This window comes from Ureibacillus endophyticus, from assembly GCF_024159215.1.
GTDB lineage: Bacteria > Bacillota > Bacilli > Bacillales_A > Planococcaceae > Ureibacillus > Ureibacillus endophyticus.
On sequence record NZ_JAMYWW010000001.1, the window covers coordinates 2402533 to 2426066 of the forward strand.

18 protein-coding genes, 2 pseudogenes and 1 other annotated feature are annotated in these 23534 nt (G+C 35.5%); of the genes and pseudogenes, 3 read left to right on the top strand and 17 right to left on the bottom strand.

Features of this window, described 5'->3' with window-relative positions:
* Nucleotides 1–105: 105 nt before the first annotated feature.
* The 12 genes and pseudogenes from minD to NKR20_RS11905 all read right to left on the bottom strand — a co-directional run bounded on the left by minD (nt 106) and on the right by NKR20_RS11905 (nt 12816).
* Entirely contained in the window at nt 106–903 is a 798-nt protein-coding gene (gene minD, locus NKR20_RS11850; protein WP_121212828.1) for a septum site-determining protein MinD, read from the bottom strand.
* Between the two features lies 1 nt (nt 904).
* A complete protein-coding gene (locus NKR20_RS11855; protein WP_121212827.1) occupies nt 905–1573 on the bottom strand; it encodes a septum site-determining protein MinC in 669 nt (222 codons plus the stop codon).
* A gap of 26 nt (nt 1574–1599) precedes the next feature.
* The gene (gene mreD / locus NKR20_RS11860; protein WP_253426918.1) at nt 1600–2124 is read right to left on the bottom strand and encodes a rod shape-determining protein MreD; all 525 of its coding nucleotides are present in this window, start codon (nt 2122–2124) and stop codon (nt 1600–1602) included.
* A 3-nt stretch (nt 2125–2127) separates the two neighbouring features.
* Nucleotides 2128–3048 (bottom strand): rod shape-determining protein MreC, encoded by a 921-nt coding sequence (gene mreC / locus NKR20_RS11865; protein WP_121212825.1) that lies wholly within the window; start codon nt 3046–3048, stop codon nt 2128–2130.
* 11 nt (nt 3049–3059) lie between these two features.
* Nucleotides 3060–4079: a rod shape-determining protein gene (locus NKR20_RS11870; RefSeq protein ID WP_121212824.1), complete on the bottom strand. Its 1020-nt coding sequence runs from the start codon at nt 4077–4079 to the stop codon at nt 3060–3062.
* Nucleotides 4080–4629: 550 nt separating this feature from the next.
* Nucleotides 4630–4770 (bottom strand): annotated as a pseudogene (locus NKR20_RS11875) (JAB domain-containing protein); the annotation flags it as partial.
* A gap of 183 nt (nt 4771–4953) precedes the next feature.
* On the bottom strand, nt 4954–6156 hold the full coding sequence (locus NKR20_RS11880) for a reverse transcriptase/maturase family protein (RefSeq protein WP_253426919.1): 1203 nt from the start codon (nt 6154–6156) through the stop codon (nt 4954–4956).
* Nucleotides 6157–6875: 719 nt separating this feature from the next.
* Nucleotides 6876–8789, bottom strand: a complete 1914-nt coding sequence (ltrA, locus tag NKR20_RS11885; protein ID WP_253423357.1) for a group II intron reverse transcriptase/maturase — start codon at nt 8787–8789, stop codon at nt 6876–6878.
* A gap of 730 nt (nt 8790–9519) precedes the next feature.
* Nucleotides 9520–10041, bottom strand: a pseudogene (gene radC / locus NKR20_RS11890) (RadC family protein); the annotation flags it as partial.
* A 38-nt stretch (nt 10042–10079) separates the two neighbouring features.
* Nucleotides 10080–10667, bottom strand: a complete 588-nt coding sequence (locus tag NKR20_RS11895; RefSeq protein WP_121212821.1) for a Maf family protein — start codon at nt 10665–10667, stop codon at nt 10080–10082.
* Between the two features lie 95 nt (nt 10668–10762).
* Nucleotides 10763–11407 (bottom strand): hypothetical protein, encoded by a 645-nt coding sequence (locus NKR20_RS11900; protein ID WP_253426920.1) that lies wholly within the window; start codon nt 11405–11407, stop codon nt 10763–10765.
* Nucleotides 11408–11559: 152 nt separating this feature from the next.
* Nucleotides 11560–12816: a bifunctional folylpolyglutamate synthase/dihydrofolate synthase gene (locus tag NKR20_RS11905; RefSeq protein WP_253426921.1), complete on the bottom strand. Its 1257-nt coding sequence runs from the start codon at nt 12814–12816 to the stop codon at nt 11560–11562.
* A gap of 94 nt (nt 12817–12910) precedes the next feature.
* Here NKR20_RS11905 and NKR20_RS11910 point away from each other — a divergent pair, with 94 nt between their 5' ends.
* Together NKR20_RS11910 and NKR20_RS11915 are read left to right on the top strand one after the other, a co-directional pair.
* Nucleotides 12911–13780 (top strand): ATP-grasp domain-containing protein, encoded by an 870-nt coding sequence (locus tag NKR20_RS11910; protein ID WP_121212818.1) that lies wholly within the window; start codon nt 12911–12913, stop codon nt 13778–13780.
* Nucleotides 13777–14571 carry an ATP-grasp domain-containing protein gene (locus NKR20_RS11915; protein WP_121212817.1) on the top strand — a complete coding sequence of 265 codons (795 nt, stop codon included), beginning with the start codon at nt 13777–13779 and terminating at the stop codon, nt 14569–14571. The genes NKR20_RS11910 and NKR20_RS11915 overlap by 4 nt, the downstream gene beginning before the upstream one ends.
* Before the next feature lie 52 nt (nt 14572–14623).
* Here the strand turns inward: NKR20_RS11915 and NKR20_RS11920 are convergent, their stop codons facing one another.
* The 3 genes from NKR20_RS11920 to NKR20_RS11930 all read right to left on the bottom strand — a co-directional run bounded on the left by NKR20_RS11920 (nt 14624) and on the right by NKR20_RS11930 (nt 19789).
* Complete coding sequence (locus NKR20_RS11920) at nt 14624–15268, bottom strand: hypothetical protein (protein ID WP_121212816.1); 645 nt, start codon at nt 15266–15268, stop codon at nt 14624–14626.
* Nucleotides 15269–15277: 9 nt separating this feature from the next.
* Nucleotides 15278–17056 carry a hypothetical protein gene (locus NKR20_RS11925; protein ID WP_253426922.1) on the bottom strand — a complete coding sequence of 593 codons (1779 nt, stop codon included), beginning with the start codon at nt 17054–17056 and terminating at the stop codon, nt 15278–15280.
* Nucleotides 17057–17137: 81 nt separating this feature from the next.
* Nucleotides 17138–19789 (bottom strand): valine--tRNA ligase, encoded by a 2652-nt coding sequence (locus NKR20_RS11930; RefSeq protein WP_253426923.1) that lies wholly within the window; start codon nt 19787–19789, stop codon nt 17138–17140.
* A gap of 42 nt (nt 19790–19831) precedes the next feature.
* Nucleotides 19832–20081 (bottom strand) — a binding site (T-box leader).
* A gap of 166 nt (nt 20082–20247) precedes the next feature.
* Here NKR20_RS11930 and NKR20_RS11935 point away from each other — a divergent pair.
* Nucleotides 20248–20457: a hypothetical protein gene (locus NKR20_RS11935; protein ID WP_121212813.1), complete on the top strand. Its 210-nt coding sequence runs from the start codon at nt 20248–20250 to the stop codon at nt 20455–20457.
* Here the strand turns inward: NKR20_RS11935 and NKR20_RS11940 are convergent.
* The gene (locus tag NKR20_RS11940) at nt 20434–21618 is read right to left on the bottom strand and encodes a hypothetical protein (protein ID WP_253426924.1); all 1185 of its coding nucleotides are present in this window, start codon (nt 21616–21618) and stop codon (nt 20434–20436) included. The genes NKR20_RS11935 and NKR20_RS11940 overlap by 24 nt on opposite strands.
* Before the next feature lie 625 nt (nt 21619–22243).
* Nucleotides 22244–23533 (bottom strand): glutamate-1-semialdehyde 2,1-aminomutase, encoded by a 1290-nt coding sequence (gene hemL / locus NKR20_RS11945; RefSeq protein ID WP_253426925.1) that lies wholly within the window; start codon nt 23531–23533, stop codon nt 22244–22246.
* Nucleotide 23534: the final 1 nt, after the last annotated feature.

A 23534-nucleotide genomic window follows, 5' to 3' on the forward strand; every position in this document is an offset into this window, starting at 1 on the left:
TTTAACTTTTTTGGATACCCTCATTCAACTTATGAATAAACAAAGAGAGATGCCTCAATAACCGTTGAGACACCTCCTAAATTGTTTGTTATTAAACTTTCACTCTTACTTTGAAAAGATAGAAATTAATTTTTTAAACATCCCTTTTTGCTGATCTTCTAAAGTCATAAGCGGGACGGATTCACCTAAAATTCTTCTAGCGATATTGCGATATCCCAAAGAAGCTTTGTTGTTTGGATCCATTACAATTGGTTCACCTTTATTGGATGAACTAATAACCTCTTCGTTATCTATGATTATTCCTAATAAATCAATAGATAAATGAGTTGTGATTTCTGTAATGTCCATTGTATCCCCATTCTTCATTAAATCTTTTCGAATGCGGTTAATGATTAATTTTGGCGGTTCGATCGCCTCTTTTTCTAACAACCCAATAATTCGGTCTGCATCTCGAACAGCAGAAATTTCTGGAGTTGTTACAACGATGGCACGATCAGCACCTGCTACTGCATTTTTATATCCTTGTTCAATCCCTGCAGGACAATCGATTAATACATAATCATATTCACGTTTTAATTCATCTATTAAACTCTTCATTTGCTCAGGCGTAACAGCATTTTTATCTGTTGTTTGAGCAGCCGGTAATAAAAATAGTTTCTCATCTACTCGTTTATCACGAACGAGCGCTTGATGTACTTTACAGCGGCCATTAATAACATCAACTAAATCATAGATTATACGATTATCTAATCCTAAAACTAAGTCTAAGTTTCGTAAGCCGATATCAGTATCAACTAAACATACTTTCTTCCCTTGAAGAGCCAATGCAGTTCCCAGATTGGCAGTTGTTGTTGTTTTACCTACCCCGCCTTTACCTGAAGTTATTACGATTGCTTCACCCACATCAGCTTCCTCCTTTTACCTTATTAAAAAATGGACGTATTTTTCTTACTTCTTGTAAACGTTCATACGAAATTATGCCGTCTCTATTAAGGTATGCAAACAATTGTTCTGAGCTGTTTTGCACAACAGGACTTTCATTTGACATAATTTCAATAGAGTCAGCAATTAAAACGTGGGTAGGTTTAAATTGTGATGCAGCAACAATCGCATCACGATTTCCTTCAATTCCAGCGTGTACTATACCTCTTAAATTTCCTAACACATAAATATTTCCGACTGCCTCAACTTGACCATTCGGATTAACATCACCAATAACTATGATATCGCCGGCTGATTTCAATACTTGGCCTGAACGAACAATTCCGACATATGTATCGTACTGTTCCGTTATTAGTTTTTCATTACTCTCTATTATTGGTATTACATCACTATGCAATTTTGCAACTTGCATACTACCAGAGTTTTCTACAATATTAATTAGTTCAACTTGCTGTTCATTAGAGAGGTAACGATTCCCTAAATGGAGTTGTACATCTACTATCCCATCAATACTACCTTCTGAAACTTTATGACTAAGTTCCTCTACTAAATCTGCGTAGGCGCACTGATCATCAAGCCGAAGTACTAACCCTTCTTTTGTCCCTTTAATATGGACAAGCTGTTTTTTCATAAAAAGCGACACCTCACGCCATCAAATTAAGAAGCATCTCGGGCATGCTGAATTACTCGCGCATTAATTAAATACTTAAAAGCCCACCCAAGCATACTTAAAAACAATAAATTTGCAATAATTGTTGGAAGTAAACGATTACTTAAAAAACTTGTTAAAGGTATCGTTGTTAGATTAATAAAAGAGAAAAAATAGTATAGTACTAATTCCATAAGTGCCACTAAAAATAAAGACAATATAGTTGTTACGCTTAGATGTTGATGAATAAATTTAATCGCAGATCCAGCAACGAAGCAAACAAGTGGATATAAAAAGGAATATAATCCAATAATATCAATGTAAAAGACATCATACAAGAGTCCAAAAAACAAACCGTACAAACATGCACGTTTGCGACTATAGTAAATCGATATAAAAATTAAATATAAGATAAGAAAGCGGGGTACTAAATATAGAATATCGTCCCCCCACTGTATAGGAGAAAACAGTGCAAATTCAGGCTCTAATAAAAATAAAACTACGGCTACAAAAGGAATTAAAAAGCGAATCATATTTTATTCTTCCCCTTCACCTGTAGACTCGTCAACATCATTTGTTAAGTCTGCATTCGTTCCATTTCCATCAGATCCGTCTACTTCATTAATATTTCTTTTAGCAATAATAACATCCTCCAGCATTGAAAAATCTGCTGCAGGTTTGATATAAGCCATTTTTGTTAAACCAAAATCATCTGTTGTTACTTCTGTTACTTCTCCAATTAAAATCCCTTTAGGGAATATCCCTCCTAGTCCAGAGGTTACAACTTGTTCACCCTCATTTACATCTAAGCTAGAATCAATACGTTTTAATATTAATTCATTACGTTCAGTGTCATATCCTTCTAACAAACCAAAAATATCCTTTTTCTTTCCATGAACAATGGCAGATACTCGGAAATTTGGATTGTTTGTTTGTAATAATTCAACTTCAGAAGTAAATGGAGTAACAAGACTAATTTTCCCAATTAATCCTTTAGCTGTCATTACAGCCATGTTTAATTTTACACCATGAGAAGATCCTCTGTTGAGGATGATTTTTTCTTCCCATTGATCCGGATTTCTCGCAATCACCGTTGCCTTAAGTGGATTAAAATCTTTTAAACTACTTTCTTTTTTCACTAGCTCTTTTAAAGATTCATTTTCTGATTGCAATGTATTAACTTCTGCTTGAAGCACGGCAAAATCTTCCAAACGCATTTTTAAACGTTTATTTTCTTCGTACGTATTTAATAAAGAATTAATATCATTAAAAATACCAGTTATGTAATTAGCTGGCTTAGCAACAATAGATTGTGCAAAGCCAACTGTGTCTTTAATAAATTGTTCGGGAAGATTAGCATTTTGTCGATCACGTAATGAGAAGCTAATCAATGCCACAAGGAAAATTATACCAACTAGGAGCAGTATTAATTTCTTGTTTGAAAAAAACTGTGGCATTGCTATCCCCCCTATTTTTTCATTTGCTGTGAACGAACTAAATCAATATGTTCTAAAGCTTTACCTGTTCCGATTGCAACACAGTCTAGTGGATTTTCTGCGATAAATACAGGCATGTTCGTTTCATCACTGATTACTTTATCAAGATTACGTAAAAGTGCTCCACCACCTGTTAATACAATCCCTCGTTCCATAACGTCTGCAGAAAGTTCAGGAGGTGTTTGCTCTAACGTTTTCTTAACTCCATCAGTAATTGCAGAAATTGCTTCACGTAATGATTCAGAAATTTCTTCTGATGAAATTTCGATTGTTTTTGGTAGTCCTGTTAAAAGGTCACGTCCACGGATTTCCATTTTTTCATTACTGTCATCTACTCGAGCTGTACCAATTTCAATCTTTATTTTCTCAGCTGTACGTTCACCAATTGTTAAGTTATATGTTTTTCTAATATAACTAATAATTGATTGATCCATTGCGTCGCCACCAATGCGAACTGATTCACTAGTAACGATACCGCCTAAAGAAATTACGGCAACCTCAGTCGTTCCTCCACCGATGTCTACAACCATAGAACCCGTTGGATCCCATACTGGCAAATCAGCTCCAATCGCTGCTGCGAACGGTTCTTCAATGGTAAACGCTTCTTTAGCTCCAGCTTGTCTTGATGCATCGATTACTGCTCGTTGCTCAACTGAAGTAATGCCATAAGGAACACAAATCATTACATTTGGTTTTTTCCAATTTGAACCTGAATTTTTTAATGCTTGTTTTAAATAATATTGAATCATTGCAGTTGTGATATCAAAATCTGCAATAACCCCATCTTTCATTGGACGAATTGCAACAATCGACCCTGGTGTACGTCCAATCATATTTTTCGCATCATTACCAACAGCAACGATGTCTCCAGTTTTAGTATTTTTTGCGACAACAGAAGGCTCACGTAAAACGATACCTTTTCCTTTAATAAATACAAGTGTATTTGCTGTGCCAAGATCAATCCCGACATCTTTATTTCCTAATCCAAACAATTTTGTACTCCCTTTCTCTTTTTAGACCATTCTCATTCCAATGCCTAAAATCATAAAATTTATTATAGCTGAAAAGCTCGAAAAATTATAGTATCACATGTACTGTTCTACCACATTTGTCTATTGACAATCAATTTTAATCGACATTTTTCATTGTATTTCGATTGTGGCTTTGAAACAAATAAAATAAATATGTAAGTTTTTACAATCGTGTAACAACTTCACCATTCAAATGACGAAATTTAAAAGAAATGGTTCGATGAAATAATACAGTAATAAAATTAATTTTCAAATCTTAATTTTACTCCTTTTAAGGAAATATTAGTAATGTTTTTAACATCGATTTGTTACTTTATTTTTACTTTAATTTACCCAAATTTGAAGGGAAAATCCGTCTTAATAAAAAAGTAAGAAAGATTCCATCAAAAATGGACGTCTCAAAGTTCTTGAGGCGTCCATTTTCCTTCTAACTATTACTTCAACATTATAAGTATACGTAAAAATATTCAAATTTACGAATCCTAATTTGAAAAAATTCAAGTTCTAACAATTACATATATCCTTTTTCTTTTAAGCTGATAAATTGATGATCACCAATTATGACATGATCAATCAATTCAATGCCTATGATATATCCCGCTTCTTGTAAACGTTTTGTTACATCAATGTCCTCTGGGCTTGGTGTAGCATTGTAGTGTAGAAATGATGCGCCGTGTTATGTTACCATAACCGGTTTCAAAATTCCCCACTCAGAACCGTACGTACACTTTTCAATGTATACGGCTCGCCAGTTGTTTATTCTGGAATTACTTCTCGTAAAATGTTTGCTTTGGGTCCATTTCTAACAGCATGATTTCGTATTTGTGAATCACCACTACTTTTTTAAATCTTTAAGTTTAAGGAATGTATGTACTATTTGATTACCTTGCTTGTGCTGAACTAAACATAAACGCCCTTGTTGATATCGTCTCATCCTCATTGCAACCTTTTTAGAAGTACTTCTTCTTTTAAAGGCAATAGTTTTAAGAAAACTGCGTTCTGCTAAATAAAATAATTTGTTTAATATGTGAAAGTTATCTGCTAGTTTATAATAATTTGCGATTTTTTCTAGCTCTTTATTATAAGTTAACAAAATTTCGGTATCAGAAAGATTTGTTAGTTTTCTTCTGGGCTCCACCGTGAAATTTTGTAAATTCCCATAACCATTTTTTGATGCAAAGGTTTGTATCCTTTTAGCAGGTATTTTTATCATAATAGATTGTTTCCTTTGTTTGTTTAAAGTAAATTCATATCCTAAAAATGGTATTTCCTTTTCAATGTGAGTGATTAGAGTCTTTTCTTCACTAAGATGTAACTTATCCATTAGAAATTCACGAATTAAAAATTGTATCTTTCGAGCACTTTCCTTTGTACCAACAACCCCAATTACAAAATTATTAGCATATCGAACATGTTTTATATTTAAATGGTATTCTATAAACGTATCAAATTCATGTAGATAAATATTTAGAAGCAATTTTGAAAAGTTGCATATTTGTGTTTCATTCATTTGCCAACCATCTAGAACACCACATTTAAGGGCATGGTGAATAAGTAATAAAAAACGCCGATCTTCTATTTTTTGGCCTAATAAGTTCAATAATATTGGAAAATGAATCAGACTACAATGTCCCCCAATTTCACCATGAATACACCAAGTAATCCCTCTCCAACTATCTTTAATATCAAGTAATGCCGTATGGTAATTGCGATTTTTTATTGAACAATGTGAATGCTCGCTGAAGATTGGTTCATATATTTTTTGAAGCATCATATTCAAAACCTCAAACATTAATCTATCTTGAAAATTTATTTGACTTGTTTGTCGAATTGGGAAGAAGCGGTATGTACCATGTCGTAATCTTTCAATGATATTTTCGATAATTTTTTCATCAATATTAGTGTTTGGATAAAGGTTAGTATATGCTTTGTTCCACAATTCTTTGTGATAAAGTAGACGATAACAATCTTTTAACTTTTTATTTTTACGAGAAATATTCCAGTAAACGTCTAACTGTTGAAATGGATTTGATGCCATGTTCATGACTCCTTCCAGCCTAAACGTTTAAGAAACAACCTGTCTTCCTTCCCCTTGCTAAACTCATTACAAGCAAACGTTGAGTACTATGAAGACTCCGTTGCCATATGTGATTTTCAAATACCTTTATATTATAGCCAATAAGGCACTCACACTTAGGCAATCCCTGCATTACATATAAATTCAGTTTCGTGATGGTTAGGTATCCCTTTCGACATTTTCCTCTACCAGAGGATTGAAGGATAAATCTCACTATGGATAGGAAAGCGGAAAATTCCAATAGACTTTAATTGTCACCCATTTTATCCTCATTACCTGTTAGCTATCGTAGGCAATGGCACACCCAACACTCATCTGTCTAGGATTCAGGCAGTATAGCTTTTACCATACATCACTTGGTCTGAAGAACTGATTCAATGTTGATAGCTACATTGTCTATTCTCCTTTTCACGTCATGCTATGTTCCCTTTAAAAGTTTCCTTGCAAGGTAAGACGTTGACCATAGAACATTGTGAGAAGTTCTAGTTTTCTTTTGAAAACGCTGAATTTATATACATTACAGGCGCACTCCGCTTGATAGCAATAGGTAAGGTTTTGATGTCATCTCCACCTTTTCCCCTGCTCCACACCGTGCATGCAACTTTCATCGCACACGGCGTTCCATCGTTCATTTTGTTATTTCGTTTAGCTCAAACCACGATTATTTCAATTTCCCAATTTTAAATAGCCTCGTTGCCAACCATCTTTCTTAACTGATTAATTTTTGTTTGTTGTTCCGAATTTGGTTTTATCTTGTCTACATATTTTAGAATGGTTTCTTCCTTTGTCGCATGAATCAATCTATGTACATCTCTTGATATTAAAACCAAGTTCACATAACGGTCATCCTTCGTTTCACGCCATAGCGTTTTATGGTGACAATCCATCTCTGTTAAAATTAATTCATCGCCCATGACAGCACATTTGCCGTTTTGTGCGACAAACAAGGAAATACGGTTGTCATTTAATTCAATAGTTGCACGCTCGCTATTTATCGGATGCTCCCGTAGCCATTGTAGCTTCCATTCTAAGACACTGTTTTGGTCTCGATGAATTAGTGCACGTCCTTCTGATGTAAATTTACAGACGCCATTTTTGGGCATAAGTGCATTTCTTGTTTTGATAAAACCAATTGGAATAATGGGGTAACCGTTGATATACCTTGTCATTTCTGATTTTAGATACGGTCGAATTCCTTTATCATTTATCCGATGAGCTGGTGAGCGTTTCTTTAAGGACAGATGTTTGAAGCGGTGTCGTTCTACTATTGTTAATTGATATTGAATTGGCATCAAACTCGCATTTACTTGTGTCGCGATTTGGTAATAATTATGAATCCCAATAACCATACTGTTGTAGACTTGAAGTTGCTTCATTAGTTCTTGTCCATTCGGTGCTCGTTGAATCACCTTTATTTGATTTTTCAACTGTTCTTTAATACGCTTTCGTGCTTTTTCTGTAATGTGTGATTGACAGACAAACTTCTTATTTCCAACTCGGTCATAGCCTTTTCGCTCCATTTTTAAATCAAACCCTAAAAATTCACTGCTTTTCTTTTTCAAGTTCGTAATCTGTGATTTTTCTTCTGAGATAGGAAGTCCCAGTCGTTCTTCTAACCACATTTTACTCGCAATGAAAATCTTATTGGCATTCGCACGTGACGTGGTGAAAATTTTAAAATCGTCTGCGTAACGAACAATATACATTTCTTTTAGCGCTGATGTTTTTCTTAATTGTCGGTAACGATATTGATGGCTATATAAACCCGTACTCTTCACATAATAATCATTAATTGAGCGACATTTCTTACTCTCCCATTGATTCGCAATCCACCAATCGAACTCATTAAGATTGATATTGGCAAGTAGTGGGGAAAGAATGCCTCCTTGTGGAGTTCCTTTTGTCGGATATGTTATGTCACCATTCGGTAGAACAACGGGTGCCTTTAGCATTTTCCTCAATATAACGAGTAACTGCTTATCTTGGATACCCATCGTCCAAATCTGACGCATGAGTTTTGTATGTCTCACTTCATCAAAGAATCCTTTAATATCAATGTCTACAACGTACTGCATTCGATTATTATTAATACGACCGGCTGCTAATGATATCGCATTTTCAGCAGACTTTGTTGGTCGAAATCCGAAGCTATATTTATAAAACTTCGCTTCACAAATCGGCTCAAGTACTTGTAATATACAGTGTTGGGCGATACGGTCCCACATTGATGGAATACCTAGCGGTCTCATTTTTCCATTTGGCTTTGGGATTTCTACCCGTTTCACTTGGCGTGGATGATAATGTTGAAAGCGTTTCTTAACAGTTATGATAAAGTCCGCCGTACTTAATTTTTCTATATCATTAATGGTTACACCATCAACGCCCGCTGTTGCACTACCATTATTTCGTTTAATATTACGGTAAGCGAGCAGAATATTGTCATCTGATGTGATGATGTGCATCAGATTTTTAAATGGTTGGTTTTCTTTACTTTTGGCATATAATTCATCAAAAGTTTCCGTCATACCATAATACTCGGCATGTCGTAGCCTTGTGTTTTTCATTCTAGGAATCTTCTTGAAGTTTTCGCTCATGGTGTATCACGCTCCAATCTTGGCTCGTGACCTTTTTAGTCATACGAGAATCCCTGAAGGTTTGAGTTGAAATACATTAAGTGAACGACTTGAGGCTATTGCTCCATTTCCATTACAGAAACTTCAACGCTCCTGCCTCTACTCTCACTACCATAAAAGAAAGTTATAGTTAGATACCTTTCCTTTCTACCACTTCATCGCGTGTGTCCGCTCCATGTTGGTAGCTTTCCACGTTCCCTTCACTCTATCAATGTCCTAACTTAGGTGCTAGCTCTTACCTGGCGTCCTCTCCACCGCCTGTAACGGTGCATGGAGCTTTCGAAACCACCATACTTACTCGCCCACGGAACGCACTTGTCTCTTTCAACAAGTCTATTCATTTCTGAATACTCGCCACTCACAGATAGTTCATTCGCTAGTTCGTCAGTGTTTTACCACATTCTCACCATATTAGGTTTTTTACGACTCCCGACCTATCCGTTACAGCCCCTACCTCTAGGTGCCTTTCGGTTACTATATTAGCACTACGGTAACGTTCAGCCGACTTCACCGAGCTTCACACCTTATTCAATTACACCTTTGAATAACGCATGTCGGAGTATTAGAGTAGGCGTTTTGAGGCGTTACCCTCTCATTCCACCTATTGAGTGAAGAGTTCACGACTCTCTTACTTGTCATTTAGACGTTCGGACAGCGTGCGCAACCTTTTCAGTTACGAACGTGTCGCACGGTGATTATGTGCACATATAATTGATGCTGCTGATCGTTTAACGGCTTCACGGAATATTTCGCGTGGATGGACGATACTTGAATTTAAGCTTCCGATAAATATTGTTTGTTTGTGCAATACTTGATTTTTAACATTTAAGAAAAGAACTACAAAATGTTCTTGTTGAAGCGAGGACATTTCAGGCATTAGGAACGTAGCAGCATCTTGTGGAGATCGGATGGTAAAGCGCGAATCTACTTGTTTTTGGGCTAATCTTCTTCCGAGTTCAATGGCTGCAAGAAGTTGTACAGCCTTTGCTTCACCAATCCCTTTAATCGAGACTATCTCTTCTAAAGTAGCGTGTTTTAACCCATGTAATTTTTCAAAATAATTTAAAACGCGATTAGCAAGAGTTAACACTGACTCTTGCTTTGTACCAGTACGTAATAAAATCGCGATTAGTTCTTGATTAGATAAACTTTGAGCACCTTGATTGATTAACCTTTCCCTCGGTCGATCGTCTACATGGACATCACGAATCATCAACTCTGGAAATGGAATCGTCATCCCTACCACTTCCCTTATATTTTAATAATATCTAGTTCAACTAATTTTTCGAATAGACTAGCTAAAGGGAGTCCTACGACATTGTTATAATCACCATTAATATGGTCGACAAATAAAACACCGTCAGTTTGAATTCCATAACCTCCTGCTTTATCAAAAGGGTCACCAGTATCAACATAGGCTTCAATTAATTTTTGCGACAGATTTTTAAAGTACACTTCTGTAACTTCTACAAAAGTAAATTCTGTACTATCCTGCTGAATGATTGCAACACCTGTCATTACCTGGTGATGGTTGTTAGATAACTTTTGTAAGTGAGTTATAGCTTCTTCACGTGTTTTAGGTTTATGTAGTAGTATGTCTTCAAAAACAACTATCGTATCAGCCCCAATAATTGTTTTCCCCACTACTTTTTTTGCCACGTCACGAGTTTTTAACAAAGCTACATCCCGAACATAATCTAACATCGTATTAGCAGTTACCGTTGTCTCAATAACATCACTTGTTATAACCTCAAAAGGAATTCCTAGTTTTTCAAATAGTTCTTTCCTTCTTGGTGATGCTGAAGCTAAAATAATTTGTTCATCAGTAGTAAAATTCATTTCCATTCCTCCTAACTATATAATAGCTTAGGAAGTGCATTTTGAAAAATTTCGAGGAATTCCCTAAATCCTCTTTTTACCCCAAAAACGACCTATTATAATTTAATTTTCATACAGTCGTTTTCATTAAAATAATGTGTAATTAGGTGTAATCTCACAACACTTAAATCACCTGAAATGCTTGATAATGCTGAAGTTATGGAATCCCAATCAGATGGAATACTGTCAGGTTCTTTCGTATCTTCAAAATAAAATTTTGACGGATTATTACTTTGCAAATGTGTTGGTAAAGATTGTAACGCGGGGTTAGAACAAGCTGAACCGGAAAAAGTAAAAGATTTAGCAAAAGATGTCGGATTGTCTGAAATTACAAGTTCCTCTTTTACAGGTGTAACAGAAGACCAAACGTAAAAGTTCCCATCTATTTCAACGATTGCGCTCGTATTTAATGAGGCGTAACCAGCGATAAAATCCAAAGCTGATTTATGACTTGAGAATACACCATGTTGGTTTGCGAAAAATTCCACTGCCATTTTGTCTACTTTTGGTTCTTCAGATGATTGAACTGGTATTACTTCTTCTTCCTCAACTTGATTCGTTGCCTGTTGCTGTTGTTGTTCATTAGGATCCATTGAACTTAGTAATAATATGAAAAATAGAACACCTGCTAAGCCTGCAACTGATCCAATTATCGCCGCATGCATTAGATCTCTTTTTCCTATAACATTTGGAAATTTCATTCGCTTCACCTCATATTAACCGTATCAAAAATAGAACGAAAAAAAGCGAAACTAATGTCGCCTCGCTTAAAAAATAATTCGCAAATAGTACTATTAAACGATAAATTCCAACATTATTACTTATCACTATTTGCATATTTTTTTGTTTTCAATCATTCAACGTTTAAAATCTCTTTTCTTAAATCCGTTAATAAATAAAGTGATCCCGTGACAATTGTTTTCCCTGGTAATTTTGTGCAACTTTTAATGAAACCTTCCCTATCTTTCAACACGTTTTTCTTTGTTGCATTAGAAAGTTTCAACATCTGCTCAGCATTCATTGCGCGTGAATTTGAAAAATCAACAAAATAAAATTCATCACTTACCGTCTCCAGAATAGCAAGCACATTTTTAACGTCCTTATCCGCTAACATGCCAATGATGAAACGGATATATTCATTGGGAAATTGTTGTTTAATAGTGCTCACTAGCATTTGTGAACTTGCAGGATTATGTGCTCCATCAAAATAAACATTTTGCAGCACTTCCTCAAATCTACCTTGCAGTTTAGAATTGTGCACACCTTCCTTAATTTTTTCAGCGTCTACTTTTACTGAAAAATGTTTTGCCACTTCTAAAAACGCGGTTATTGCCAAAGCCATGTTTTCACCTTGATGATCACCTGGAAGAGTTCTGTTTAAATGAGAAATATCAATTCCTAGAATTTCATTTAAATAGCGGTCTCCATTAGTAGAAGGTATCACATAAATTTGTCTACCCAGAACATACAAGGGCGAATTTTTTTCAGAGGCTTCGTCTTCAATAACATTCATAGCATCCTCAGGTAATACCCCCACTACAACAGGCTTTTCATGTTTTATAATTCCAGCTTTATGCTTTGCAATACTTGAAATGTCAGATCCTAAAAATTTGGTATGTTCCAACGAAATACTTGTTATTACAGAGACGATTGGAGTGACAACATTTGTACAATCTTCTCGCCCTCCCATCCCTGTTTCAAGTAAAACTAAATCGACTTTTTTATTGACGAAATAAAGAAATGCCGCGCATGTTAAAAGTTCGAAATCTGTTAGTTTCCCACTTAATCCAGCACGTTGCATTCGTTCAAAGATTTGATTGAATTCTTGCTCTGTAATTGATTCACCATTTGATTGAATCTGGTCATGTACATCAACAATACATGGCGACATAAATTTGCCCACATTTAATCCATGGTGCATTGCGATTTGTTCAATAAACGTTAATGTAGAGCCCTTTCCATTCGTCCCTGCAATATGGACAACAGAAAGTTTATCCTGTGGATTATCTAATAAGTTTAATGCATGTTTAATTGCATCTAATCCTGGTTTAATTTCATTACTACTTTTTATATTCCATTCGTTTTTATACTTATCCAATCCTACGATCAACACAATACACCCTTTAACATTTAATTAAGTTACGTTCAATTATAACATTATCAAATACTTATTAGAGTGTTAAACTATACTCAAGGAGGTTCTTATGACAAACTGTTGGATTATTTATAATGGAAGTCTTATATCAGAAAAATTTGTTGACCAAGCTAATTTAATGGCTGAAGCCGTAAAAAAATATAATGTGGAACCTGTTGTATTAAAAAACTGTGATGTAATGATGAATTTACAAATTGACTTAGAAGATCGACCAGATTTTGTCATTTTCCTCGACAAGGACGTTTTATTAGGCCAATTTCTAAAACAACAAGGTATACCAGTATTTAATGACCCGGATATTATTGAAACATGTGATAATAAAGCAAAACAATACTTAAAATTATCCCAAGCTAACATACCAATTCCGAAAACAATTATTGCTCCAAAAATTTATAAAAATTTCTCAATAAAACAAACCGGTTATTTTGAAAAAGTAATCGCACAACTAAAATTGCCAATGATTATTAAAGAAGGACATGGCTCTTTTGGGATGAAAGTATATTTAATTGAGACAGAAGAACAATTTTATGAAAAAGTTGAGGAATTAAATGGTGTAGACTTTGTGTTCCAAGAGTTCATTGCATCAAGCAAAGGCCGAGATATACGAGTAAACATAGTTGGCGAAGAAGTAGTAGCTGCTATGTATCGCCATTCTGAAACAGATTTCCGCGCAAATATTACAAATGGCGGTACTGCAGAGCGTGTCGAACTTACAGAAAAACAAATTAACATTGCCAAACAAGCTGCGAAAGCATTAGGAGCAGAGTATGCAGGTGTAGACTTGTTATTCGGGAAAAATGAAGAACCTATTGTATGTGAGGTTAATGCAGCTGCCCATATTCGAAACATTTATAATGTGACAGGTGTAAATGTTGGAGAAAAATTAACAGAATATATATTAAGGAAGCTTGCACTATGACAGTGGGATGGTTATTTTACTCTGAACAAGATGCTAAGAAAAACAAATCGTTTATTGATGAACTTATCGCTGAAGCACGTACACAACAAATTGAACTAATATTAAAATTTGAACACGAATATAATTTACATCACCACTTCGACATAGATTTTGTTTGGAACCGTACACGAAATTACAAAGTAGCCCTTTATTTTGAACAACAAAACATTAAAACCTTTAATAATCATTTAGTTAATAAGTTAGCAAATAATAAATGGGATACTTATCAATTTGCAAAAAAATTGAACATTCCTTCCATCCCATCTTGGAAAGCATTACCTGAACAAATCACTTATCCCGTGGTTGTAAAATCTGTATCCGGGCATGGTGGACAAGAAGTTGTACTTTGTAAGACGGAACAAGAAGTAAATCAGTACATAAACCAATTTGGTAAGGACTCATCAATCATTCAACCTTTTATGCCATCGAATAACCAAGATATTCGAGTGTGGATGCTTGGTGAACAAATACTTGGTTCAGTATTAAGAACTGGTTCAGATAATTTTAAATCCAACTACACACTAGGGGGAACAATTGAGCATTTTCTTATACCAGAAAATTTAAAAAGTTATCTTTACAAAATTACCCGCGAACTTAAAAGTGACTATATTGGTATTGATTTTATAAAAAGCGATGGTGTTTATTACTTAAATGAATTAGAAGATCCTGTTGGTGCACGATCATTCTATAACCTATATGATGTCAATTTACCTCAAGTCTTAATTTCATATATTAAAAAGATGCTATCTTAGAAATTGAAAGCTCATCAATTCCATTCCCAATGGTTTTGATGAGCTTCTTGATTCACTGATCTTTTAAAATTTTTAAAATACTATTCGTTAGTGAATCTATTACCCCTTGAACTTGATGATTAGGTGAAGCTAAATCAAGTAATCTCCAATTTATTTCAATTTGAATGCAAGGGATTCCAACTGTCTTTGAGACTTCTGAAGAAACTGTATTTTTATAACCACCAGTAAAGAGCTCGTCTATAATCACTGGTGTTATATTTTGACTTTCAAACGATTCTTTAATAATGCCCGCATATTGGGGATTGTTAAAAACATTTTTTCCGTTACCGGTTCCAATTTCAATCGCACTCGGTCGTTTACTAGACATAATATGCAAATCAAATAAATACTTAAGATTGAACTCTGTTACCACTTTTTTTATAACTTCTTTATATGGATGAAAACCATCGTAATTCGGATCAGTCAAATCATTTTTCGTTTTCGTAATGGCAAAACAATTTAACCTTTTTTGAAGGATCTTCACTAATGCCCCTGTCATGAATTCACCTTGTTTTATCTTGCCCTCTCGAAAATGTGTAACACTATGAGGGCTAGATAAAATAATAGGAAGCTCTCCTTTAAGTATTTCAAATGATTCAGGGAAATCTTCTTTGATATAGGCTTTTTCCAAACCCATTATTTCTTCAATGAGATCCATATTTTCCTCCTAAAGTTTAGGTATTTTCTCACGCACTGCTGATAATGTTAGATAACTAGATAAAGGAACGATAATAATAATCATAGCAACCTTTATCCACCAATCATCAATCTTTAACTGCGTGATAGTAAAAATCGTAGCAAGGACTGGCAAAAACTGTGTGTTCACACTTTTTCTAAATAAATAGAAGAGGTCCCTTTCAACATCACAAATCTTACCAATTTGTTTAATCCCCAACTTATCTCTTAAATGTGCTGGTATCCCTATGGAGATGTTGATACTACTTTCATTTGAAATTATATTTGTTTCTTTAATTAATTCAGTAGATGCAAGTTCAAGTACAGGTACAGTTATTGTTCTTCCACGATAATGAAGAGTAATTAAATCATTTTCAGCTATCCCCAATAAACTCATCACACTTTTTGACACACGTACAATATTACTCGATTCATCTGTACTGTATGGACGAATTACTTTCAACTTTACTGAAGAAGGACGAATTGACCATCGCAGGTAAAAATAAAACAGTTTTTGTAACGGATTTAATTTCTTCCTTCTCCGCTTCTCAGGCAATGGATAAATCACCGCTCGATTATATCCAACTTTTTGAAGAAGTTTCTTAGCCTTTACTTTCTCCTCATATGTATCAATCTTATGTACTTTATTATGACTATAGTGTTCTGCTAAAAAGTTCAATTGCTCATCAGTTAGTTCAGGTGTACTACTAAATAATTGGTAATAATAATCAGATAGTGTATCAGGTGGATGTTCAAAATTTAAAAATTCCCGCTGTAAGTAACTTAATCTGATTGTTCCAGCATCTAAAGAACTATCTAATATAATTTTGGAACGCTCCAAATCGATAGATGCGGAAGTTGCCCTATTTACAATTTCAAAATGTGATGTACCGATTTCATTAACCTTTTGGAAAATATCATCAGATACAGTAATACTGCCGTCAGCAATCTTTTTTACCGCCTGAATTTGGATTTTCGAACTAATAATTTTCTTTAAAGGATGGAACACGATTGCAGATGGTAGTTCTAATTTTTTCTTAATTGAAAAACTTAAAATAATTTCATCAGCCATCGATTTCTTTGAGCTTTTAATGCATCCTATGGCAAATTTGCTATTCATTGGATTATATATAACAACATAATCATTCTCTTGTAAATTCAATTGTTCCAATACTGAAGGATTTAGCTCAACTCGATTAAAAGGAATGTTCTGCCCTACTTTTTTCCCACTCACACGATATATCTTACTTTCCCTATGTTCTAATGATAATTTAGGATGTAAGTGAATATAGGAAGTAAAGAAGGCAAAAAATCGATGATAATTTTTTATCTGACCAATTTTAATTAAAGAAGTAAAACGGCTTGTCCTAAACGTTTTTACATCTTCCTTATTCAAATTAACTTGCTGTTCATTATTGGTTGATAGTGATTCTGATAAAAAAGAGTACAAACTATCATCTTCTGTTGAAATAACAATCCCCTTATTAGTAGCTTCTATATCAACTACAATTACCGAGGCAATATTGTTTTTATTTATATAAGAATCGATTTTTTGAGAATTAAATAACGTTACTGCTAAAACATGAACATTATAAATTTTATGTAGTTTTCTCGCCCAAAACTTTGCTCTGTTTTTATTTTGGGTATCTTTCACAACAATTAAAATTTCCTTTTCACCTTTATACATACTTTTTGAAAAGGAAAAAGACTGTTTTTGTTCGTAAACAAATAAGTGATTTATTTCATTTTCGAACGATGGATTGCTTGCCATCAATTTACCTCCTAATATGAGGGCATTTTATATTAAAAAAGGAGAAGTAATTAGAACCTAATTACTTCTCCTCATATTTTATTACATATTACGTAACTCTGCTAAACGTTTTTCAACTGCTTCATGCTTTTCTTGATAATCTGCTAATTTTTCACGTTCTTTAGCAACAAGGGCTTCTGGTGCTTTTGAAACGAATTTTTCATTTGAAAGCTTACCAGATACTAATTTCACTTCTTTTGCCCATTTTTCTAATTCTTTTTCAAGACGCGCAATTTCCTCGTCTAAGTTAATTAAACCAGCAAGTGGTAAGAATAATTCAGCTCCAGTAACAACTGCTGACATTGATTGGCCTGGTGCTTCTAAGTTTACACCAATATTTAAATTCTCTGGATTACAGAATTTTTCAATGTAAGCACGATTGTCATCTAAAATGCCTGCTGTTTCTGGATCTTTAGCTGCAATGTATAATGGAACTTTTTTACTCATTGGTGTGTTTACTTCTGCACGAATGTTACGCACTGAACGTATAATGTCCATGAGTAGTTTCATACTTGTAGCTTCTTGTGCAAAATTAAATTCTTCTTTCACTTTTGGCCATGCAGCTACTGTAATTGATTCTCCTTCGTGTGGAAGGTGTTGCCAAATTTCCTCTGTAATAAATGGCATGAATGGATGTAATAGGCGCATTGTTTGATCTAATACATATGCTAATACTGAACGTGTTGTTTTCTTAGCCGCTTCATCTTCACCATAAAGAGGAAGTTTCGCCATTTCAATATACCAAGAACAGAAATCATCCCAAATGAAGTTATATAATTCGCGACCAACTTCACCAAATTCATAACGTTCTGCAAGATCTGTTACACGTGCAATTGTTTCATTTAATCGAGTTAAAATCCATTTATCAGCAACATTTAAATTACCTGTTAAATCGATTTCTTCAAATCTAAGACCTTCCATATTCATTAATGCAAAACGTGAAGCATTCCAAATTTTATTCGCAAAATTCCATACTGCCTCTACTTTTTCAGTTGTATAACGTAAATCTTGACCAGGTGACGAACCAGTAGCTAAGAAGTAACGTAGGGAGTCAGCTCCGTATTGTTCGATAACTTCCATTGGGTCTACACCGTTACCAAGAGATTTACTCATTTTACGGCCTTCACCATCACGAACTAAACCATGGATTAATACATCTTTAAATGGACGTACGCCAGTAAATTCTTTACCTTGGAAAATCATACGGCTTACCCAGAAGAAGATGATATCATAACCCGTTACTAATGTGTTTGTTGGGTAGTAACGTTTAAATTCTTCGTTTTCAGTATCTGGCCAGCCCATTGTTGAAAATGGCCATAATGCTGATGAGAACCAAGTATCAAGAACGTCTTCATCTTGTGTCCAGTTTTCGCTATCTTCTGGAGCTTCTTTCCCAACATAAATTTCGCCTGTTTCGTTATGATACCAAGCTGGGATTTGGTGACCCCACCATAATTGACGTGAAATACACCAGTCATGAATATTTTCCATCCAACGATTGTACGTATTTTCAAAACGATTTGGTACGAAGTTTACTTTCTCGTCTTCATTTTTTTGAATTGCTAGTGCCTGTTCTGCAAGAGGTCCCATCTTAACGAACCATTGTGCTGAAAGGTACGGTTCAACCACCGCTCCTGAACGTTCAGAGTGACCTACTTGATGAGTATGTGGTTCGATTTCAACAAGTACACCAGCTTCTTGTAAGTCTTTTACAATTTGTTTACGGCATTCAAAACGATCCATACCAGCATATTTGCCAGCTAAATCATTCATAGTACCGTCTTCGTTCATTACTAAAATACGTTCTAAATTATGACGATTACCTACTTCAAAGTCGTTAGGGTCATGAGCAGGAGTCATTTTTACTACACCTGTACCGAATTCCATATCTACATATTCATCTGCAACGATTGGAATTTCACGACCTACGATAGGTAAAATGACAGTTTTACCAATTAAGTGTTTATAACGTTCATCTTCAGGGTGAACGGCAACCCCTGAGTCACCTAGCATTGTTTCAGGACGTGTAGTTGCAACACGTAGTTTACCTGAACCATCTGCTAATGGGTATTCCATATGGTAGAATGCACCTTCAACTTCTTTATGGATTACTTCGATATCAGATAATGCTGTTTTTGCTGCAGGGTCCCAGTTAATGATACGTTCCCCACGATAAATTAACCCTTTTTCATATAATTTTACGAATACTTCTTTAACTGCATCCGATAAACCTTTATCAAGAGTGAAACGTTCACGTGTATAGTCTAGACCTAACCCTAATTTAGCCCATTGTTGACGGATATGACCTGCATACTCTTCTTTCCATTCCCAAGTTTTTTCTAGGAATTTCTCACGACCAAGGTCATATCGAGTAACGCCCTCTTCACGAAGTTTTGCTTCTACTTTTGCTTGTGTTGCGATACCAGCGTGGTCCATACCAGGTAACCAAAGCGCATCATAACCTTGCATGCGTTTCATACGGATAATAATATCTTGTAATGTTGTATCCCAAGCATGACCTAAGTGTAATTTACCTGTAACGTTTGGCGGTGGAATTACGATTGAATACGGTTGTTTTCCACTTTCAGGTTGTGCTTCAAAATACTTGCCTTGTAGCCACCATTCATAACGACCAGCTTCAATATTTTGTGGATCGTATTTCGTTGGCATTGAAATGTTTTGTTGTTCTGTCATGATTGTTTTCCTCCTTAGAAAATAAAAAAACTCCATTCGTCAAAAAAGGACGAAGGAGTTTATATAAAATTCGCGGTACCACCTTTATTCCAAATTAACTTAAATAATCAAGTTGTATTTAAGAAAACTTGGCACTTATTAGGGTAACGGTTTTACCGGCATTTTGCTACTAACGTTCACAAAAGCTGCTCCTAGGCTACCTTCAAATGAGCACATGCAGAAACTTTTCAGCTACCGTTTCCTCTCTTTTGCATGTAAGAATCATTTTACTCTTCCTATTCATAGCATCAACTATTCATTTTCACTTGAAACACAGCTGTCTCGGAGCAAAAGGAATTTAATCCTTATCGCTTCCCTATTCATAGGATAGGGAACCAAAATGCTACTGTATACATTGTATAATATTACAACAACTGTTTTCAAGTTACAACGAATATCCCGAAAGGTGTGTGAACAAATTGAAAAAAAAGGGCTTCCAAGGTAGAGGCTATAATCCATATTTATTGCCACCATGGCTAAGGAAAACAAGATTTTTCTGTAAACAAATCATTATTCCAATTACTGTTTTTCAGGGAATACGAACAATCATCATACCAACGACAGGTGACATTATTTTTCTATTAATTTTAGCTGGGTTATGCTATTTATTCATTACGGATTTTATTTGATATATTTAAAATCGTATAGGACTCTTTCAAATCATTATAAAAATCATCAGCATCTGTTGGGAAATATTGATTGGAGTGAATTATTTTCTCTTTCTTTTGTGGTTCTTCAACTTGAGAATAAACCTGGTTTTCATCGCTATCTTGAACGATTGTACCTCTGTTAACTACAACATCTGTAGCAAGGTCTAAAATATTACTATCACTCTCATCAAACGTATTTAGATGAACTTCTTTGATTGCTGTATTTTTTGTTTTTGGTGCTTCTTCTTGCAATTCAACTGGTTGTATCGTTTGTTCATCCACTGGAGTTGGTTGAACTGCTGGGGCTACATTTTGAACTGGGGCTACTTCATTTATAGATTCCTCTTGTTGCAGTGGTACTGCTTCTTGAATTGGTTCCACTTGTTCTTTTGGAACTACTTCATTTACAGGTACCTCTTGTTGTGGTGGAACTGCTTCTTTTATCGGTTCCATTTGCACTGGAGCAATATCATCAATTGGTGCTACATTTTGTTCTGGGGCTACTTCTTGTGACGGTGAATAGTCTTCAGTACTTGATGGAGTTCCTTCAAAAGTTTGTCCATCCTGAATAGTTTCTGTTACATCTAGTACTGGGAAATCGCCAAAGTTTGGCTCTTCAGGGAAAATGGCATCATGACCGAAACGAATTTCCTGAGTTATATCTTGTTGTGGTTCCTCAGCTCGATAATCGATAATTGGAGGTTCATTTACCGGTTCATGATTAAATAATGCCCCATGTACTGGTTCTTCAAAGGCGCAGTTTACTTCCCATTTAAATGTACAACTGCAACCATCGTAAACTAAAAATTGAATGTTATCTACAGCTAATTCCGGTTTGTTATCTTGAGCAACTTTCTCACGGGGTAAATCTACATTTAAAGGCAATGCATATTCAAAATAGCCATTATTTCCATCAAACTCTAACTCTTCTATTAACGTGCCTTCACTATATTGTGGCAATTCATGTGGGTTAAAACGAGCAACTGCCGTAATATGATAGATTCCATGAAGTTGAATCGAATCTTCTGTTTCAATTTGTTGCCAACGAGGTATGATATTGCACGAAATAACTTCTTCGACTAAGCCTAATTCTTCTGGAAAAACAAATTGTGTCATCATATCCCAATTAATATTTTGCATATGATATCCCTCCCGTATCTACCATATGCGCAAAAAATTGAAGTATACCAAGAAAAGCGGAGCGCGTTCGGTCAGCCGTGAACGAAACTGGAGACTTCTGACAAGTGTGCTAGCACACGTAGGAAGAAGTTGAAGTTTCCGAACGGCTAACGCGCGCAGCTGGACATTAGAAAAGCGGAGGCGGCTCGTTTAGCTCCGATAGAAACTGGAGGCTTCTGACAAGTGTGTTTACACACGCAGGAGGAAGTCGAAGTTTCCGAGGAGCTAGCCGCCGAAGCTAGACAATAGAAAAGCGGAGAACGCTCGCACTGCTCCGACAACAACTGGAAGAATCGGCAAAAGGGCGCTTTTTGCCTTTGAAGACGATTCTGAAGTTGTCGAGGAGCAAGCGTTCGGAGCTAGACAACTAGAAAAGCGGAGGCGGCTCGTTCAGGCTCGACACGCGCTGGAGACTTCGACTAGAAGGCGCTCTTTGCCTTCGTAGGAGAAGTCGAAGCGTCGCGAGAGCCTAGACGCCGGAGCTAGATACTAGAAATGCGGAGGCGGCTCAGATTGGAAAACACAATATCCAAAACAAATAAAGGCAATCATGAATTGAAAATCATGATTGCCTTTTATATTTTACTTATCGAGCTAATTTTGCAAACACTTTATGGAAAGCATCTACAGTTTTTGCAATATGCTCTTCTGTATGTGCAGTAGAAATGAATAATCCTTCAAATTGAGATGGTGGTAAATATACCCCTTCTTCAGCCATCAATTTAAAGTATTCTGCAAATAGCGCAAGATCAGAAGTTTTCGCAGTTTCAAAATCCACTACTTCTTCATTTGTTAAGAATAAACCAATCATTGAACCTGCACGATTTACTGTGTGTGGAATGTTATATTTCGTAGCAGCTTCACGAATACCAGCTTCTAATTGATCTCCTAACTTTTTGAAATACTCATAGCTTTCAGGCGTTAGACGAGATAATGTTTCAATACCTGCTGTCATCGCAAGAGGATTTCCTGATAATGTACCTGCTTGGTATACTGGTCCAGCTGGTGCAATATGCTCCATAATTTCACGTTTACCGGCAAAAGCACCTACTGGAAGTCCTCCACCAACAACCTTTCCTAAACATGTTAAGTCAGGATTAATGCCGAAATACCCTTGAGCACAATGATAGTCAACACGGAAACCTGTCATTACTTCATCAAAGATTAATAATGCACCGTGGTCTTCTGTTAACTTTCTTAATCCTTCTAAGAAACCTGGCTTAGGTGGAACAACTCCCATATTACCTGCAACTGGCTCTACGATAACACCGGCGATTTTGTCTCCTAACTTCTCAAATACCGTTTGAACAGCTTCTAAATCGTTATAAGCAACTGTTAATGTATTCTTCGCAATATCTGCTGGAACTCCTGGGCTATCTGGTAAACCTAGTGTAGCAACACCAGAACCAGCTTTAATTAATAAAGAATCTCCATGGCCATGATATGAACCTTCAAATTTTAAAATGATATCACGGCCAGTGTATCCACGAGCTAAACGTAATGCGGCCATCGTTGCTTCAGTACCAGATGAAACGAAACGAACCATTTCAATAGAAGGTACACGTTCAATAATAATTTGTGCTAATTTTGTTTCTAATAGAGTCGGTGCCCCAAAAGAAGAACCTTTTGCTGCTTGTTCTTGGATTGCTTTTACCACTTCAGGATGAGAATGACCTAAAATAAGTGGTCCCCAACTTAATACATAATCGATGTATTCGTTCCCATCAATATCTTTAATTATTGCACCAGAGCCAGACTCCATAAAAATTGGATCTGCATTTACCGATTTAAATGCACGAACAGGGCTATTTACCCCACCTGGCATTAAGTGAATACTTTCTGAAAATGCTTGAATGGACTTGTCATAACGATTCATA

Coding starts and splice junctions, on each gene's coding strand:
- NKR20_RS11900 (WP_253426920.1), bottom strand. CDS start 11,407: ATGAAATTTCCAAATGTTATAGGAAAAAGAGATCTAATGCATGCGGCG.
- NKR20_RS11920 (WP_121212816.1), bottom strand. CDS start 15,268: ATGGATCTCATTGAAGAAATAATGGGTTTGGAAAAAGCCTATATCAAA.
- ltrA (WP_253423357.1), bottom strand. CDS start 8,789: ATGAGCGAAAACTTCAAGAAGATTCCTAGAATGAAAAACACAAGGCTA.
- mreD (WP_253426918.1), bottom strand. CDS start 2,124: ATGATTCGCTTTTTAATTCCTTTTGTAGCCGTAGTTTTATTTTTATTA.
- hemL (WP_253426925.1), bottom strand. CDS start 23,533: ATGAATCGTTATGACAAGTCCATTCAAGCATTTTCAGAAAGTATTCAC.
- NKR20_RS11880 (WP_253426919.1), bottom strand. CDS start 6,156: ATGGCATCAAATCCATTTCAACAGTTAGACGTTTACTGGAATATTTCT.
- NKR20_RS11915 (WP_121212817.1), top strand. CDS start 13,777: ATGACAGTGGGATGGTTATTTTACTCTGAACAAGATGCTAAGAAAAAC.
- NKR20_RS11910 (WP_121212818.1), top strand. CDS start 12,911: ATGACAAACTGTTGGATTATTTATAATGGAAGTCTTATATCAGAAAAA.
- mreC (WP_121212825.1), bottom strand. CDS start 3,048: ATGCCACAGTTTTTTTCAAACAAGAAATTAATACTGCTCCTAGTTGGT.
- NKR20_RS11925 (WP_253426922.1), bottom strand. CDS start 17,056: ATGGCAAGCAATCCATCGTTCGAAAATGAAATAAATCACTTATTTGTT.
- NKR20_RS11940 (WP_253426924.1), bottom strand. CDS start 21,618: ATGCAAAATATTAATTGGGATATGATGACACAATTTGTTTTTCCAGAA.
- NKR20_RS11855 (WP_121212827.1), bottom strand. CDS start 1,573: ATGAAAAAACAGCTTGTCCATATTAAAGGGACAAAAGAAGGGTTAGTA.
- NKR20_RS11930 (WP_253426923.1), bottom strand. CDS start 19,789: ATGACAGAACAACAAAACATTTCAATGCCAACGAAATACGATCCACAA.
- NKR20_RS11895 (WP_121212821.1), bottom strand. CDS start 10,667: ATGAATTTTACTACTGATGAACAAATTATTTTAGCTTCAGCATCACCA.